This is a genomic window from Kitasatospora sp. NPDC004745, from assembly GCF_042873275.1.
GTDB lineage: Bacteria > Actinomycetota > Actinomycetes > Streptomycetales > Streptomycetaceae > Kitasatospora.
Map to the genome: position 1 here is coordinate 60,170 of NZ_JBIALK010000036.1, position 15,067 is coordinate 75,236.

Genomic DNA, 15,067 nt, shown 5'->3' on the forward strand with positions numbered 1-15,067 from the left:
CGTGACGAAGCGTCAGCTCATGTCCACGTTCGGCATCATGGCACTGGCGGTCGGGCTGACGGCCTGCTCCTCGTCCGGTTCCCCGTCGGCGGACGGCGAGGGCGCCTCCACCGGCGCGAAGACCGCGAGCGGCACCGTCACCGTCTGGCTGATGGACGACGCCCAGAAGAACTGGCCGGACCTCGTCCAGCGGGTCAACGACGAGTTCGCGGCGCGGTACCCGAACGTCACCCTCAAACTCTCGTACCAGGGCTGGGCGGACAAGGTCTCGAAGTTCGACAAGGCGCTCGCCGACGGCAGCGCCCCCGACGTCGTCGAACTGGGCAACACCGAGACCATGAAGTACGTGCTCTCCGGCGCCCTGGCGGCCGTCGACCGGACCACCTTCGACAACTCCGACAGCTGGATCAAGGCACTCGCCAACACCTGCACCTACCAGGACAAGCTCTGGTGCGTGCCGTACTACGCCGGCGCCCGGGTCGCCATCTACAACTCCGCCGCCTTCCAGCAGGCCACCGGCAGCGCGGAGTTCCCCAAGACCGAGACCGAGCTGACGGCCGCGCTGGACAAGGTCGCCGACCGGAACAAGGCCGACCGGACCTTCTCCCCGCTCTACCTGCCCGGCCCGTACTGGTACGCCGCGATGAGCTACGTGGCGGCGTTCGGCGGCAGCATCGCCAAGTTCGACAGCTCCGGCAACTGGCACGGCACCCTGCACGACGCCAAGTCCCAGCAGGGCATCAGCCACTTCATCGACCTGGTCCGCAAGTACAACAAGGGCGACCTGTCGGTGAACGAGCAGAACCAGTTCGAGTCGATGGCCCGCGGGCACGCGGCGTCCTTCTACGGCAACGGCTTCGAGTCGGCCAGCGTGTTCGCGCCGGTCACCGGCGACCCGAGCCTCAAGGACGCGGTCAAGGTGGCCACCATGCCCGGCCCGGACGGCAAGCCGCTGCCCACCTTCATCGGCGGCTCGGACCTCGCGGTCACCGCCAAGTCCGCACAGGTCGCGCTCGCCACCGACTGGGTGCGGATGTTCACCAGCACCAAGTCCCAGCAGGCGCTGGCCGACAAGGACATCCTGCCGAACAACCTCACCCAGCTGAACCCGCTGAAGAACAAGCCCACCACCGCGGCCGCGGCCAACGCGGTGCCGGACGCCTGGTTCACGCCGCTGGCCCCGGGGTGGGGCGCGGTCGAGAAGCAGAAGATCCTGCCCGACATGCTGACCTCGATCCTCAAGGGCAAGTCGGTGGACCAGGCCACCAAGGACGCCGACGCCGCGATCGACCAGCTGATCAACAACCCCTCCTGACGCCCCGGCCGCCGTCCGGGCGCCCCTCCACCCGCCCCGGGGGAGGGGCGCTCGCGCGTGCCCGGCGGGGGCGGCCACCGTAGGATTGCCGCAGGAATCACCACCGCAGCGAGTGTGCGGACTCGCCGCCGTAGAGGGTCCCCGTCGGGCGACTGCCCGGTCGGGGTCGAACCATCTCATCGGAGGCACATCCAGATGTCCGACACGCAGACTGTCCCCGGCCGGATCATGGCGGCGGAGATGGCCGAGCAGCCGGCCGTCCTCCAGCGCATACTCGACGAGGGCGCCCCGAAGATCCGCGAGATCGCGGCCGAGATCGCCGCGCGCAACCCGCGCTTCGTCCTGCTGACCGCGCGCGGCACGTCCGACAACGCGGCCCTGTACGCCAAGTACCTGATCGAGATCCTGCTCGGCAAGCCGGCCGGCCTCACCTCGATGTCCACCACCACCGCGTACGGTGCCCGGCCCGACCTCACCGACGTGCTGGTGATCACCGTCAGCCAGTCCGGCGGCTCGCCGGACCTGGTGGCCTCCACCAAGGCCGCCCGCGAGGCCGGCGCGATCACGCTGGCGGTCACCAACAACGCCGCCTCGCCGCTCGCCGAGGTGTCCGAGTTCCACATCGACGTGCTGGCCGGCCCGGAGAAGGCGCTGCCCGCCACCAAGACCTACACCGCCGAGCTGCTGGCGCTCTACCTGCTGGTCGAGGGGCTGCGCGGCGGCGACTCCTCGGCCGCCAAGGAGCTGCCCGCGCTGGCCGCCGGCGTGCTGGCCCGGCAGGCCGAGGTGAAGGCGCTGGCCGAGCGCTACCGCTTCGCCCAGCGCCTGGTCATCACCTCGCGCGGCTACGGCTACCCGACCGCCCGCGAGGCGGCGCTGAAGCTGATGGAGACCACCTACATCCCGGCCTCCCCGTTCTCCGGCGCCGACCTGCTGCACGGCCCGCTGGCCATGGTGGACAACGTCTCGCCGGTCATCGCGATCGTCCCGGACGGCAAGGGCGGCGAGGCCCTGCAGCCGGTGCTGGACCGCCTGCGCGGCCGCGGCGCGGACCTCGTCGTGATCGGCCAGCGGCCGCAGGTGGACGCCGCCTCCGCGGGTTTCGCGCTGCCCTCCGGGGTGCCGGAGGAGGTCCAGCCGATCCTGGAGATCCTGCCGCTGCAGCTGCTGGCGTACGAGGTCACCATCGCCCGCGGCCAGGACCCGGACGCCCCGCGCGCCCTGGCCAAGGTCACCGAGACGCACTGACCGGCGCCGGCCGGCACCGGCCGTACTGACCGGCGCCGAACGGCTCGGGCCCCGTCCACAGCCTGTGGACGGGGCCCGAGCCGTTCGAGCGGCGGAGCGGGGCTCCGGCGGGGGAGTTCCGGGGCGGCCGCCGCACCCGGGGGCGGCCGGAAAGCACTACGGGCCACGGCGCCGACACGGGACCCTCAACCCGTGCGGCACCGCAGCCCGGAGCTGTCGTCGGTCGCCGGGGTCGATCGAGAACTGTGCGGGGTCCTCGCTCGGCGGCGTCCGACCGAGGAAAGGCCTCGCGCGGTCAGGGCAGTTGCGCGGTGGGCCTCTCCTTGGTGCTCATTCATTGTGGACTAGACCAATCTCGGTTGTCCAGGCCTCCCCGAAAATTGGTCTGGACAACTCGGGTCGGCCGGTTCCGCCGCAGGCCGGCCGCGCGATCCGCCCCCGGTCCGCCTCCCGGTCCGCCGCGCCCAGCCTGCACCCGCGGCGATACGCTCGCCATGTGCCCTCGCTGAACGAACTCGTCCGCCGCCACACCACCCTCACCGGGGCCGACGTGGAATGGCTCCACATGCTGGTCTCGGAGTGGCAGCTGCTCTCCGACCTCTCCTTCGCCGACCTCGTCCTGTGGATCCCCACCTGGGACGGCATCCGCTACGTCTCGGTGGCGCAGATGCGGCCCAACACCGGGCCCACCTCCTACCAGGACGACATGGTCGGCCACCTCGTCCCGCGCGGCCGCCGCCCGCTCCTGGACGCCGCCTTCGACGAGGGCCGGATCGTGCGCGAGGGCGACCCCGAGTGGCGCGAGGAGGTGCCGGTGCGGGTGGAGTCCATCCCGGTCCGGCGCGAGGGCAAGGTGCTCGGGGTGATCGCCCGAAACACCAACCTGCTCACCGTCCGCACCCCCAGCCGGCTGGAGCTCACCTACCTCCAGAGCGCCTCCGACCTGGCCCAGATGATCGCGGCCGGCGCCTTCCCGTTCCCCGGCATCGAGCAGGCCGACATGGACGCCGCGCCGCGGGTCGGCGACGGCCTGATCCGCCTGGACGCGGACGGCATCGTCACCTACGCCAGCCCCAACGCCCTCTCCGCCTACCACCGCCTGGGGCTGACCACCGACCTCGTCGGCAGCCACCTCGGCCGGGCCACCGCCGACCTCGTCCCGCCCTCCCGGGCGGCCGTGCACGAGGCGCTGGTGAAGCTGGCGAGCGGCTGGGCGCCGCGGCAGACCGAGGTGGAGGCGCAGGGCGGAGTGGTGACGGTGCGGGCGATCCCGCTCAAGCCGAAGGGCACCCTCACCGGCTCGCTGGTGCTCTGCCGGGACGTCACCGAGCTGCGGCGCCGCGACCGCGAGCTGATGACCAAGGACGCCACCATCCGGGAGATCCACCACCGGGTGAAGAACAACCTGCAGACCGTCGCGGCGCTGTTGCGCCTGCAGTCCCGCCGGATGGAGTCGGAGGCCGGCCGGGCCGCGCTGGACGAGGCGGTGCGCCGGGTCGGCTCGATCGCGATCGTGCACGAGACGCTCTCCCAGGCGCTGGACGAGCAGGTGGCCTTCGACGAGATCGCCGACCGGGTGCTGGCGATGGCGATGGAGCTGTCCCAGGACGGACGGGTCGCCACCCGCCGCAGCGGCAGCTTCGGCATCCTGTCCGCGGAGGTCGCCACCCCGTTGTCGATGGTGCTGACCGAGCTGCTGCAGAACGCGCTGGAGCACGCCTTCGGCCCGACCGCCTCCGGGAACCTGGAGGTGAGCGCACTGCGCGGACGGGCCCCGGCGACGGGGATGGGCTGGTCGGACAGCTGGAACGGCGGGGCCCGGCCGGAGGAGTACCTGCTGATCACCGTGCAGGACGACGGCCGCGGCATGCCCGAGGGGTTCGATCCGAAGACGGCCGGCAACCTCGGCCTGCAGATCGTCCGCACGCTGGCGACCGGCGAGCTGGGCGGCACCTTCGACATGGTGGCCGGACCGAACGGCGGCACCAAGGTGATCCTGGAGATCCCGGTCCGCTGACCGCCGCGTTTCGACCGCCGCGTTCCAACTGCCGCGTCCGGCCGGCGCACTCGGGCCGATGTGCTCCGGCCGACGGGTTCAGGCCGCCACGGGTCGGTGCGTCGAGGAGCGCGGCGGGGGCGTGCATCCGGCCCGGGCGCCGGGTCCGCACCCCACGCGCCCCGGGACGGCGCACCCGTCCGGGCGCGGAAACAGAAACGAGGCCCTGTCGACCGGGGGGGGGTGGGTCGACAGGGCCTCTCAACCCGTTCCGGCCGTCGGGGGGAGTCGGCCGGAACGGGGGCTCTGGGTAGCGACACCTCGCCGGTGCGTTGCACACGGTGAGCGCCACAGCTCCACAATATTGCTCTAAGTGAACAGTATCAAGTGTCTGGGACGGTCCGGTGTCGCGGGACCTCGCGGGGCAAGGTCCTTTGTGCGGAAGGCTTCACCAGGAGGTGCAGGGAAGCCTTTGATCATGTGTCGATCGGTGCTGCGGTTACCGCTGGTACTACGGCGTGTGATCAGGCGGTGCGGGCGCGGTTGCGGGCGGCACGGCGCTTCATCGCGCGACGCTCGTCCTCGCTCATGCCGCCCCAGACGCCGGCGTCCTGGCCGGTCTCAAGAGCCCACTGCAGGCACTGCTCCATGACCGGACAGCGGCGGCACACGGCCTTGGCTTCCTCGATCTGCAGCAGAGCAGGACCGGTGTTCCCGATCGGGAAGAACAGCTCCGGGTCCTCTTCGCGGCAGACAGCGCGGTGGCGCCAGTCCATGGTCGTCCAACTCCTCCTGCCGGCGGGGGTCACCCGATCGGCATAATCGATGGCTTGTGAATGTGAACGCTTTCACGAATCCCGCAACAGCAAAAGAGACCAAAGGCCCGCCGGGGCCCGGGTGGTCTGTGCTGGGGAGGGATTCGGCGATTCGAGGGACGCCCCGCGGTCGACACCCGCCAGGATCTGAGGTTGCCGTCGCTGCGATGTGTCCCGAACGCCATGTAGAGGTTCGCAAACCTCGGGCCCGGATACAACCCCCTTCAGGGAGGAATTTTTGATTCTTCGGTGTCGCCTAGCTCACAGCCAGTACTTCTATGGAGTGAAGGGGGCTTGTGCGTTCGAGAAGAAGGGTGAACCCCCCTTCCGGTCACACAATCACACGCAGTGCCCGCCGAACGCCTGTGAAACTGACGCGCCTCCTGTCTCCAAGATGGTCGCCGTCGACCTGGAACGGGGCGGGTTCCTCTGAAACCAAGGTGAAGTGTCTGACGTCGTGATAGGAGACGACGTGCTTGCCGGTGGGGCCCACCGGCGGTGCGCCGTCGCTCGAAGGCGCGTACGACCGCAGGATCTGACGGATCGTTCGAGCCGTACCGAACGCCGTCATCCGGGTGATGCCGAAGACGTCGAGATCCGTGTCGAAGGAGGCGAGCGGTGAGGGGTACACCGGTCGGTTGCCCAGGAACGTCCACGGGGAGGTGTTGCTGACTATGGCCAGCACCAGGCCCGGCACGCCCTGGTGGCCCGGGAGTTCCAGGGTCACCGGGCCGGAACGGCGCTGCTCACGCTGGGTGACGTAGTGCCGGAGCGCCTGCCCGACGTAGAGCGCGTGGGTGGACTTGCGCCCCGCCCTGCGCTGCTCCTCCACCCGGCCGACCACCCCCGCGTCGAAGCCGAGGCCGGCGGTGAAGGTGAACCAGCGGTCCGGCAGCCCCTCGGTCATCGCCTTGCCCAGGCCGATCGGCCGCTCGCTGCCCTGGTCCAGCGCGTTCAGCAGGGCGCCGGTGGCCTCCACCGGGTCGTTCGGCAGCCCCAGTGCCCGGGCGAACACGTTGGTCGAACCGCCCGGCACCACGGCCAGTCGCGGGACCTTCTCGCCCGGGCCGTGCGCCAGCAGCCCGTTCACCACCTCGTTGACGGTGCCGTCACCGCCGAGCGCGACCACCAGGTCGACCGTGCCGTCCTCCGTCGCCTCGCGGGCCAGGTCGCGCGCGTGGCCCCGGTACTGCGTCTCCGCGACCTCCAGCTTGAGGTCGCTGCGCAGCGCGTGGATCAGCACGTCCCTGGTCCGGCCACTGGTGGTGGTGGCCTTGTGGTTCACGACCAGGAGAGCGCGCATGGGGAAAGCCTACGGGTCGGTACGGGCCGACCGGCGGCTACCCTGCTGGAGTGACCGCAGAATCCTCCGCACCCGTACCCTCGGCGGGCCCGGCCCGCCCCGCGCCGCTGACCGTGGGCGCCGCCATCACCGCCCTGGAGGGCGCCGCGCTGGCCGTCGTCGGCGTCTGGGACATGGTCTCGGCGCTGTCCGGGCAGTCCAAGCAGCTGGCCCTGAACGAGTTCGGCGGCCTGGTCATCGTGCTGCTCGGGGTGCTGCCGATACTGGCCGCCCGGGCGCTGCTCAAGGAGCGCCGCTGGGGCCGCAGCCCCGCGGTGCTGACCAACTCGATCTGCCTGCCGGTCGGCTACTACATGTTGCAGAGCGGTGGCGCGATGATCGCCGTCGGCGTGCTGGTGGGTCTGCTCGGTCTGGTCGGCATCGGCTCGCTGCTGAACCCGAAGGCGACGGCGGCCCTGTACGCGCCGCACGAGGGCTGAGCGTCACGGCCGTCACGGCCGTCACGGCCGTCGGGGGGTCGGCCGCCGTCTCCGGCGGCCGACCGTCCTACTCCTCCACGAGGAGCTTCTCCCGCAGCTGCGCCAGGGTCCGGGCCAGCAGCCGGGACACGTGCATCTGGGAGATCCCCACCTCGGCGGCGATCTGCGACTGCGTCATGTTCCGGAAGAACCGCAGCACCAGGATCTTCTGCTCCCGGGGCGGCAGTTGGGCCAGCAGCGGCTTGAGCGACTCGCGGTACTCGACGCCCTCCAGGGCCTCGTCGGTGGCGCCCAGGGTGTCCGCCACGGCCGGCGACTCGTCGTCGCTGTCCGGGACGTCCAGGGACAGCGTGGAGTACGCGTTGGCGGACTCCAGACCCTCCAGGACGTCCTCCTCGGAGATGCCCAGGTGCTCGGCGAGCTCGTGCACCGTGGGGGAGCGGCCGTGCCGCTGGGAGAGCTCGCTGGTCGCCGTGGTGAGCGACAGCCGCAGCTCCTGCAGCCGGCGCGGCACCCGGACCGCCCAGCCCTTGTCGCGGAAGTGCCGCTTGATCTCGCCGACGATGGTCGGCGTCGCGTAGGTGGAGAACTCGACCCCGCGCTCGTGGTCGAAGCGGTCCACCGACTTGATCAGGCCGATGGTGGCGACCTGGGTGAGGTCGTCCAGCGGCTCGCCCCGGTTGCGGAACCGCCGGGCCAGGTGCTCGACCAGCGGGATGTGCATCCGCACCAGCTGGTTGCGCAGCTCGACGCGCTCCGGGGAGCCCTCGGGCAGCGCCGACAGCCGGACGAACAGCGCGCGGGCCGCCTCCCGGTCCGGCGCGCCCGTGCGGTGCGGGCCCTGGGTGGGCACCGCGCCCCGCAGGTCCCCCGCCTCGTCCGCCGGCTCGGGCGGGGTCGGCGAGGCGGGCGTCGGATCAGACGTCGGCTCGGTCGGGTGGCTCATCCGGTGGGCGTCCTTCGGGTGCGCATCGTCGTTGGCGGCGAGGCCGGGAACGCTCGCCTGGGTCGGTACGGCAGGGCCCGCCGTCGCGAGGCCGGTACGGTCCAGATCACTCACGGCCATTCCCCCGTTCCGTTCCGGGAGCACCGGGGCCCGTTGGCCCCGGCATCTTCTCGTTGGTCGTACCGCTGGGGGGCGGTACCGGGCGCCGCCCGCCCGGCCCCGGATCGGGGGCGGACGGACGGCCCTTCGCGCGGTGCTGCTCGACGCCCGTCTAGTGGGCGGCGGGGCCGCCGCGCTTCTTGTGCAGGCTGATCGACACGGTCTTGTCCTCGGCGACCGAGGAGTCCACCTCGCCGGCCAGTGCGGAGAGCACCGTCCAGGCGAAGGTGTCGCGTTCGGGCGCCTTGCCGTCCGTGGTCGGGGCGGCGACCGTCACCTTCAGCGAGTCGCCGACCAGCCGGAACTCGCAGGACAGGACGGAACCGGGCACCGCCTGCTGGAGCAGGATGGCGCAGGCCTCGTCGACCGCGATCCGAAGGTCCTCGATCTCGTCGAGGGTGAAGTCGAGCCGCGCCGCCAGGCCGGCCGTCGCTGTTCGCAGGACCGAGAGGTAGGCCCCTGCCGCGGGCAGCCGGACCTCCACGAAGTCCTGCACTCCGGGCTCGCCGTCGATCTGGGACACCCTCACCTCCTGGGTGACGCGCTGTGCTTCCGGGCCGGTGGCCGCGGCACTGTCTGTTGCTTGGCTCAACTGCTTCGCCCCAACTGTCCAGAGGGGTGGTGCGGTACGTACCGGTCATACCCCTCGCAGGGCGGCCGGACGCCGCGTATCCGCCTGAGACCTTACCGCTTTCCGCACGCCGTCCGGGGCTCGGGAGTCACTCATGGTAAGCCATCGCGACGCAGGGTGGCAGGGGTTCGGGCGGACCGTTCAGCGGCTCCCGGCGGCGGTGAGCGCCTCGCCGGTGAGCCGGAAGATGCTCCAGTCGTCCATCGGGACGGCGCCGAGCGACTTGTAGAAGTTGATCGAGGGCTCGTTCCAGTCGAGGACCGACCACTCCATCCGCGCGTAGCCGCGCTCGACGGCGATCCGCGCCAGCTCCAGCAGCAGGGCCTTGCCGTGGCCGCCGCCGCGGGCCTCCGGGCGGACGTAGAGGTCCTCCAGGTAGATCCCGTGGGTGCCGCGCCAGGTCGAGAAGTTGAGGAACCAGACGGCGAAGCCGACCGGCTCGCCGGTGGCCTCGTCCTCGGCGACCAGGCCGAAGAGCGCGGGACTGGCACCGAACAGAGCGTCGTGCAGCTGCTCCTCGGTGGCCACCGCCGCGTGCGGTTCCTTCTCGTACTCGGCGAGTTCGCGGACCATGGCGTGGATGACGGGGACGTCGGTGGCGACGGCGGTGCGGATCATGCCGACGAGCCTACTGGGCGGGCCCGGTCTCGTCCCAGGCCTGGATCGAGGTCTGGTCGACGATCCTGCCGTCCCGCAGGTCGGCCATGGAGGTCATCAGCACCCGCACGCCGTCGGGGTAGCGGCAGGACTCCATGAAGGCGACGTGCTCGCCCTGGACCACCACCTGTTCGAGGGTGTGGGTGGGCTCGCGGCTGTAGACCTCGTTCAGCATGGCGGCGATCTCGTCCCGCCCGTGCATCACCAGGGGGTGGCTGGGCTGGGTCTTGCGGTCGACCACGCGCAGTTCCGCGTCGTCCGCGTACAGGGCCAGCAGGGCCGCGGGGTCGCTGCGCTCGATGCCCTCGCGCAGCGCACGGGTGTCGAAGGCGGACGGCGCCGCCGTGGTGGTCATGATCTCGCTCCTCCGGTCGGGTCCGTCGGCTCGCACCTCCGAGCGTACGCCCGGCGGGCCGGGCCGGCGGGCCCGCCGGGGGAGCGGGATCCGGGCCGGTCAGCGGGCGGGGACGGTGCGCAGGTAGGCGGCCAGTGCGGTGATCGCGGCCGGGTTGCGCGGGCTCTCCACCAGGTCGACGTAGTCCAGGACGAAGATCCGGTCGTTCCGGACCGCCGAGACGCCGGCGAGCGGCGGGAAGGACTTCAGGAAGGCGCGCTTGGCCTCGGCGCCGGTCTCCCCGTAGTTGTTGATCACGATCACCTCGGGATCGCGCTCGACGACGCTCTCCCATCCGACGGTGGTCCAGCTGTCGGCGAGGTCGCCCGTCACGTTGGTCCCGCCGGCCCTGGCGATGATCTCCTGGGGCGCGGCGAACCTCCCGGCGGTGTACGGCTTGTCCTTCCCGCTGTCGTACAGGAAGACGGACGGCCGGTGCGCGGGCTCAGGCACGGCGGCCACCTGCGCCCGGAAGTCGGCGATCAGCCGGTCGGCGCGGTCCCGGACGTCGAAGACCTCGCCCAGGTTGGCCAGGTCGGTGTAGAGCGCGTCCAGCGGGGACATCACCCCGCGCTCGGGGCCCCGGCCGCTGCGGCAGGACTCGCTGAGCACGTACGAGCCGATGCCGAGGTCCTTCAGCGCCTGCGGGGTGAAGCCGCTCCCCTCGTCGAAGCCGTAGTGCCAGCCGGCGAAGACCAGGTCGGCCCGGGCGTCCAGCACGATCTCCTTGGTGATCTCCTTCCTGGAGAGCCACGCGGTCCGCTGGTAGCCGTCCTTCCAGGCGACCTGGTCGACCCGGCCCTTGTCGTCGGGCATCACGTAGCCGGCCATCCGGTCGGCGAGGCCGAGGGCGAGCATCAGCTCGGTGATGCCGACGTCGTTGGTGACCGCCCGGGCGGGCTTGCGGTCGAAGGTGAGCGCGGTGCCGCAGTTCTGCACGGTCACCGGGTAGTGGGCGGAGCCGGCGGCGGCGTCGCCGGGGGCGATCTCCGCGCCGCAGGCGGTGAGTCCGAGGGCGAGCAGGGCGGCGGAGGCAACGGCCTTGGTGCGCAAGCGGGTTCCTAGCGGGTGGGGTGGACACGGTCGAAGAGCAGCTGGAGGGCGCCGGTCACCGGGTGCCGGACGGGGGTGGCCCGGACGCCGAACACCTCGGCCAGCAGGTCGGGCCGGAGCACCTCGGCGGGCGGCCCGGAGGCGACGATCCGGCCGGCCCGCAGCACGTACAGCAGGTCGCAGTGGCCGGCCGCCAGGTTGAGGTCGTGCAGGGCGGTGAGCACCGTCGGCCCGGCCTCCCGGACCAGCGCCAGCACGTCCAACTGGTGGGCGATGTCCAGGTGGTTGGTGGGTTCGTCGAGCACCAGCAGCCGCGGGTCCTGGACCAGCGCGCGGGCGATCAGCACCCGCTGCTTCTCGCCGCCGGACAGGCTCGGGAAGCCCCGTCCGGCCAGGTGCTCGGCGCCGACCCGGCGCAGCGCCCGCGCGCAGCGCGCGCGGTCGTCCGGGCCCGGCCCGCCCAGCCCGCTCCGGTGCGGCAGCCGGCCCATCGCGACCACCTCGGCGACGGTGAAGTCGAACTCGGCGGAGTGCTCCTGCGGCAGCGCGGCCACCCGCCGGGCGGCCTCGCGGGCGGGGAGCGAGTGCAGCTCGGCGCCGTCCAGCAGGACGGCCCCGGCGGCGGGCCGCAGCGCCCGGTAGACGCAGCGCAGCAGGGTCGACTTGCCGCTGCCGTTCGGCCCCACCAGACCGACCACCTGCCCGGCGGCGGCCTTCAGCACGACGTCGTGGACCAGCCGGGCACCGGCCAGGTCGACCGAGACCCGGTCGAGGGAGAGGTCCATCAGCGCCCCCCGAGGGCGTGGCCGCGGCGGCGCATCAGGAACAGGAAGCAGGGCACGCCGAGCACCGCGGTGCCGACCCCGACGGGCAGTTCTGCGGGCGCCAGCAGGGTCCGCGAGACGATGTCCACCCAGACCAGCAGCAGCGCACCCGCCACCGGCGCGACCAGCAGCACCCGGCGGTGGCCGGCCCCGACCAGCATCCGGGCCAGGTGCGGGACCATCAGCCCGACGAAGCCGATCGCCCCGCTGACCGCGACCACCGTGCCGGTGACGGCGGCGGTCACCACGAACAGCTCGCGGCGCAGCCGGTCCGGGTCCACGCCGAGCGAGGCGGCCGTCTCGTCACCCATGGCGAGCGCGTCCAGCCGGCCCGCGGAGCAGTGCAGGTGGACCAGGCCGGCGAGCACGGTGGCGGCGACGATCGGGACGGATCCCCAGGTGGCGCCGCCGAGGTTGCCGAGCAGCCACATCATGGCGTCCCGGGCGGCCTCGCCGCGGGCGGCGGCGAAGACCATCAGCGCGGTGGCGGCGGAGAAGCCGTAGGAGAGCGCGGTGCCGGTGAGCACCAGGCGCAGCGGGGTGAGTCCGTGGGCGGTCCGGGCGGCCAGGTAGACCAGCACCATGGCGAGCAGCGCGGTGCCGAAGGCGGAGGCCGAGATCGCCCACACCCCGAGCGAGGCGAAGGCGCCCAGCAGCAGGACGGCGTTGGCGCCGACGGCCGCGCCGGAGGAGATCCCGAGCACGAACGGATCGGCCAGCGCGTTGCGCACCAGGGCCTGCACGGCGACCCCGGTGGCGGCGAGCCCGGCGCCGACCACCGCGGCCAGCACGGTGCGCGGCAGCCGGATCTCCCAGACGATGGCGTACGCGGCGGCCTCGTCGGCCTCCAGTCGACCGCCCGTCAGCCCGGCGGCGAGCAGCCGCAGCACCCGGGCCGGGCCGAGGCCGGCGGCGCCCAGCGCGACCCCGCAGACCAGCGAGAGCAGCAGGGCGACGGCCAGGCCGAGGGCGAGGGGCGGGGCGGGTATCCGCCGGGCGGGCGGCGCGGCCGCGGCGCCGCTCACGTGCCGGCCCCGCCGGGCCGCACACGGGCGTGGGCCCGCGCGCACCTGTTGACGGTCCGTTCGCTGCGCTCGTTCACCGGGGTTGTGCGCCTTGCCTCGGGCCGCGGGCGCGCGGGGGCGGGCGCCGGGCGGGCGCGGGCCCGTGCGGCGCCGTCCCCTCGCAGTCCACGGCGAGTTGTCGGGAGGTCAGCGGCCGGGGGCGATCGGGCTGGCGCGGCCGTGCGGGCCGCGCTCACCGTTGCGGGTCAGCGCCGGACTCACACCGGACTTCCCCCTCGGACGCCCTGGCAGCATAACAGCCACTCAGGCTAGGCAACCCTTACCGGGGTGGGTCCCGGCCGGGTCGGCCGTGGACGCACGACCGCCCCCGTCCGGCGGTGCGGACGGGGGCGGTCGGGTGGCGACGCGTCAGGCTCAGGCCTGCTTGGTCTCCCAGAAGATCTTGTCGACCTCGGCGATCAGGTCCAGCAGGGCCTGGCCGGTGGCCGGGTCGGTGGACGCCTTGGCGGCCGAGGCGGCCTTCAGGGTGTCGTTGATCAGCGCGTGCAGCTGCGGGTACTTCTCGAAGTGCGGGGCCTTGAAGTAGTCGCTCCACAGCACCGAGATGTGGTGCTTGACGGCCTCGGCGCGCTGCTCCTTGATGATGACGGCGCGGGCGCGGAAGTGCGGGTCCTCGTTGGCCTGGTACTTCTCCTGGGTGGCCTTGACCGACTCGGCCTCGATCCGGGCCTGCGCCGGGTCGTACACGCCGCAGGGCAGGTCGCAGTGGGCGTGGGCGGTGGCGCGCGGTGCAAACAGACGAGAGAACATGGGAGTCCTTCCTTAGATCGTCTTCCCGCGCCCGAGATTACCCTTCCGCCCTGCGGGTTTCGCGATCGGGCGGTGGGCCTAGGGCAAAAGGCGGACCCGGAACCGGGGTAATCCGGACATCGAACGGGGTGACGATCCATACGGCAGACTGGGACCGTTCGGTCGGGAGGAGGAGTCGTGGCGCGGAGCGCGGAAGCCGGGGGCGGCGCCCGGGGCGGCGGCGCGCTGCCGTTCGGGCTGGTCGACGTGGCCGGGCCCTCGATGGTCCCGACCCTGCGCGAGGGCGACCAGCTGCTGGTGCGCTACGGCGCGCCGATCCGCCCGGGCGCGGTGGTGCTCTTCCGGCACCCCTTCCAGCAGGACCTGCTGGTGGTCAAGCGGGCCGCCGAGCGCCGCCCGGCGGGCTGGTGGCTGCTGTCCGACAACCGGCCGGTGGACAGCGACAGCCGCAGCTACGGCCCGGTGCCGGACGAGCTCGTGCTCGGCCGGGTGCTGCTGCGGGTGCGCCCGCGCCCGGCCTGGCTGGCGCCCGGCCGCCGGCTGGAGCGCCTGCTGCTCGGCGGCCGGCTGGCCGCCGTCCCGGGCCTGGCCCGCCGGCTGGGCCTCTGGGTGGAGGACGTCCACCCGCCGCAGCCGCGCTAGGGAGTGTTGCCCGGCGCCGCGGCCTCCGCCTCCTGGCGCTTGCGGGCCCGGTAGGCGGCGACGTTGGCGCGGGTCGCGCAGCGGTCCGAGCAGTAGCGGCGGGAGCGGTTGGTCGAGGTGTCCAGGTAGGCGTTGCGGCAGGGGGCGGCCTGGCAGATGCCGAGCCGGTCGGCGCCCAGCTCGGTCAGGTGCACGGCCAGGCCCATGCAGGCGACGGCGCTGAAGTGCGCGGTGGCGGTCGGCGAGTTGTCGGCGAGGTGCAGGTGCCAGCGGGGCCGGCCGGCGTCGTCCAGGTAGTCGTGCCCGGAGACCAGCGGGCTGACGGGGTACTCCATCAGCAGGCTGTTCAGCAGGTCGACGCCCCGGACCTCGTCGTTCTCGGCGGCGGCCTCGAAGACCCCGCGCAGTCTGGTCCGCACCGCCCGCAGCCGGGGCAGGTCGGACTCGTCGGCCAGCGCGGCGGCCCGCGAGGAGTCGGAGAACAGCTCGCGCACGGCCTCGACGGAGGTCAGCGAGTCGGTTCCGCGCTCGGGCTCCTCGGTGTTCACCAGCCGGACGGCGAGGTCGGCGTACGAGGCGAGCTCCACGGCGGTCCTTCCAGAAGTGTCGGTAACGGGCTGACTGCTTCCAGCCTATTACCCGAGTGGGGAAAACGTCGGGGGCCCGCCGGGGGGGGCGGGCGGGGGCCGCCGGGTGGGGGGTAAGGGTGGAGGGGGGGGGACCGCGGGGGGGGTTAGGGCAGTGCGGGGAGGGGGCCCGGGCGGGGGCCC

At 72.7% G+C, this 15,067-nt stretch carries 16 protein-coding genes and 1 riboswitch; of the genes, 5 read left to right on the forward strand and 11 right to left on the reverse strand.

Annotated elements, in window-relative coordinates; translation table 11 throughout:
- Positions 1-19: 19 nt before the first annotated feature.
- From ACFYUY_RS36380 to ACFYUY_RS36390, 3 genes are all read left to right on the forward strand, one after another.
- Entirely contained in the window at positions 20-1,315 is a 1,296-nt protein-coding gene (locus tag ACFYUY_RS36380) for an extracellular solute-binding protein (protein WP_360204854.1), read from the forward strand.
- A 195-nt stretch (positions 1,316-1,510) separates the two neighbouring features.
- Entirely contained in the window at positions 1,511-2,563 is a 1,053-nt protein-coding gene (locus tag ACFYUY_RS36385) for an SIS domain-containing protein (protein ID WP_360204419.1), read from the forward strand.
- A 496-nt stretch (positions 2,564-3,059) separates the two neighbouring features.
- Positions 3,060-4,580, forward strand: coding sequence for a PAS domain-containing sensor histidine kinase (locus ACFYUY_RS36390; RefSeq protein ID WP_360204422.1), 1,521 nt, complete (start codon positions 3,060-3,062; stop codon positions 4,578-4,580).
- A gap of 503 nt (positions 4,581-5,083) precedes the next feature.
- Here ACFYUY_RS36390 and ACFYUY_RS36395 read toward each other — a convergent pair.
- Positions 5,084-5,335, reverse strand: a complete 252-nt coding sequence (locus ACFYUY_RS36395) for a WhiB family transcriptional regulator (protein ID WP_014138019.1) — start codon at positions 5,333-5,335, stop codon at positions 5,084-5,086.
- A 370-nt stretch (positions 5,336-5,705) separates the two neighbouring features.
- Positions 5,706-6,677, reverse strand: coding sequence for a diacylglycerol kinase family protein (locus ACFYUY_RS36400; RefSeq protein ID WP_360204425.1), 972 nt, complete (start codon positions 6,675-6,677; stop codon positions 5,706-5,708).
- A 50-nt stretch (positions 6,678-6,727) separates the two neighbouring features.
- Between ACFYUY_RS36400 and ACFYUY_RS36405 the strand changes: the two genes are divergently transcribed.
- Complete coding sequence (locus tag ACFYUY_RS36405; RefSeq protein WP_360204428.1) at positions 6,728-7,156, forward strand: hypothetical protein; 429 nt, start codon at positions 6,728-6,730, stop codon at positions 7,154-7,156.
- Between the two features lie 67 nt (positions 7,157-7,223).
- Here ACFYUY_RS36405 and ACFYUY_RS36410 read toward each other — a convergent pair whose 3' ends face one another.
- The 8 genes from ACFYUY_RS36410 to sodN form a co-directional block, all read right to left on the reverse strand.
- The gene (locus tag ACFYUY_RS36410; protein WP_360204431.1) at positions 7,224-8,216 is read right to left on the reverse strand and encodes an RNA polymerase sigma factor SigF; all 993 of its coding nucleotides are present in this window, start codon (positions 8,214-8,216) and stop codon (positions 7,224-7,226) included.
- Between the two features lie 157 nt (positions 8,217-8,373).
- Complete coding sequence (locus ACFYUY_RS36415; RefSeq protein ID WP_360204433.1) at positions 8,374-8,784, reverse strand: anti-sigma regulatory factor; 411 nt, start codon at positions 8,782-8,784, stop codon at positions 8,374-8,376.
- A 249-nt stretch (positions 8,785-9,033) separates the two neighbouring features.
- Positions 9,034-9,510, reverse strand: coding sequence for a GNAT family N-acetyltransferase (locus ACFYUY_RS36420; protein WP_360204436.1), 477 nt, complete (start codon positions 9,508-9,510; stop codon positions 9,034-9,036).
- A gap of 10 nt (positions 9,511-9,520) precedes the next feature.
- Positions 9,521-9,904 carry a nuclear transport factor 2 family protein gene (locus tag ACFYUY_RS36425; RefSeq protein WP_360204438.1) on the reverse strand — a complete coding sequence of 128 codons (384 nt, stop codon included), beginning with the start codon at positions 9,902-9,904 and terminating at the stop codon, positions 9,521-9,523.
- Positions 9,905-10,003: 99 nt separating this feature from the next.
- Entirely contained in the window at positions 10,004-10,996 is a 993-nt protein-coding gene (locus ACFYUY_RS36430) for an ABC transporter substrate-binding protein (RefSeq protein WP_360204441.1), read from the reverse strand.
- A gap of 8 nt (positions 10,997-11,004) precedes the next feature.
- Positions 11,005-11,781, reverse strand: coding sequence for an ABC transporter ATP-binding protein (locus ACFYUY_RS36435; RefSeq protein ID WP_387907340.1), 777 nt, complete (start codon positions 11,779-11,781; stop codon positions 11,005-11,007).
- Entirely contained in the window at positions 11,781-12,845 is a 1,065-nt protein-coding gene (locus ACFYUY_RS36440) for an iron ABC transporter permease (RefSeq protein WP_360204445.1), read from the reverse strand. The genes ACFYUY_RS36435 and ACFYUY_RS36440 overlap by 1 nt, the downstream gene beginning before the upstream one ends.
- A 176-nt stretch (positions 12,846-13,021) precedes the next feature.
- Positions 13,022-13,161, reverse strand: a riboswitch (cobalamin riboswitch).
- 98 nt (positions 13,162-13,259) lie between these two features.
- The gene (gene sodN, locus ACFYUY_RS36445; RefSeq protein WP_360204447.1) at positions 13,260-13,655 is read right to left on the reverse strand and encodes a superoxide dismutase, Ni; all 396 of its coding nucleotides are present in this window, start codon (positions 13,653-13,655) and stop codon (positions 13,260-13,262) included.
- A 261-nt stretch (positions 13,656-13,916) separates the two neighbouring features.
- Between sodN and sodX the strand changes: the two genes are divergently transcribed.
- A complete protein-coding gene (sodX, locus tag ACFYUY_RS36450; RefSeq protein WP_387907353.1) occupies positions 13,917-14,297 on the forward strand; it encodes a nickel-type superoxide dismutase maturation protease in 381 nt (126 codons plus the stop codon).
- Here the strand turns inward: sodX and ACFYUY_RS36455 are convergent.
- Positions 14,294-14,884, reverse strand: a complete 591-nt coding sequence (locus ACFYUY_RS36455) for a CGNR zinc finger domain-containing protein (RefSeq protein ID WP_360204451.1) — start codon at positions 14,882-14,884, stop codon at positions 14,294-14,296. The genes sodX and ACFYUY_RS36455 overlap by 4 nt on opposite strands.
- Positions 14,885-15,067: the final 183 nt, after the last annotated feature.

Bases quoted from the DNA above. Each gene is read 5' to 3' on its own strand.
- ACFYUY_RS36380 (WP_360204854.1), top strand. From the start codon at position 20: ATGTCCACGTTCGGCATCATGGCACTGGCGGTCGGGCTGACGGCCTGC.
- ACFYUY_RS36385 (WP_360204419.1), top strand. From the start codon at position 1,511: ATGTCCGACACGCAGACTGTCCCCGGCCGGATCATGGCGGCGGAGATG.
- ACFYUY_RS36395 (WP_014138019.1), bottom strand. From the start codon at position 5,335: ATGGACTGGCGCCACCGCGCTGTCTGCCGCGAAGAGGACCCGGAGCTG.
- ACFYUY_RS36400 (WP_360204425.1), bottom strand. From the start codon at position 6,677: ATGCGCGCTCTCCTGGTCGTGAACCACAAGGCCACCACCACCAGTGGC.
- ACFYUY_RS36420 (WP_360204436.1), bottom strand. From the start codon at position 9,510: ATGATCCGCACCGCCGTCGCCACCGACGTCCCCGTCATCCACGCCATG.
- ACFYUY_RS36425 (WP_360204438.1), bottom strand. From the start codon at position 9,904: ATGACCACCACGGCGGCGCCGTCCGCCTTCGACACCCGTGCGCTGCGC.
- ACFYUY_RS36435 (WP_387907340.1), bottom strand. From the start codon at position 11,781: ATGGACCTCTCCCTCGACCGGGTCTCGGTCGACCTGGCCGGTGCCCGG.
- sodN (WP_360204447.1), bottom strand. From the start codon at position 13,655: ATGTTCTCTCGTCTGTTTGCACCGCGCGCCACCGCCCACGCCCACTGC.
- sodX (WP_387907353.1), top strand. From the start codon at position 13,917: ATGGTCCCGACCCTGCGCGAGGGCGACCAGCTGCTGGTGCGCTACGGC.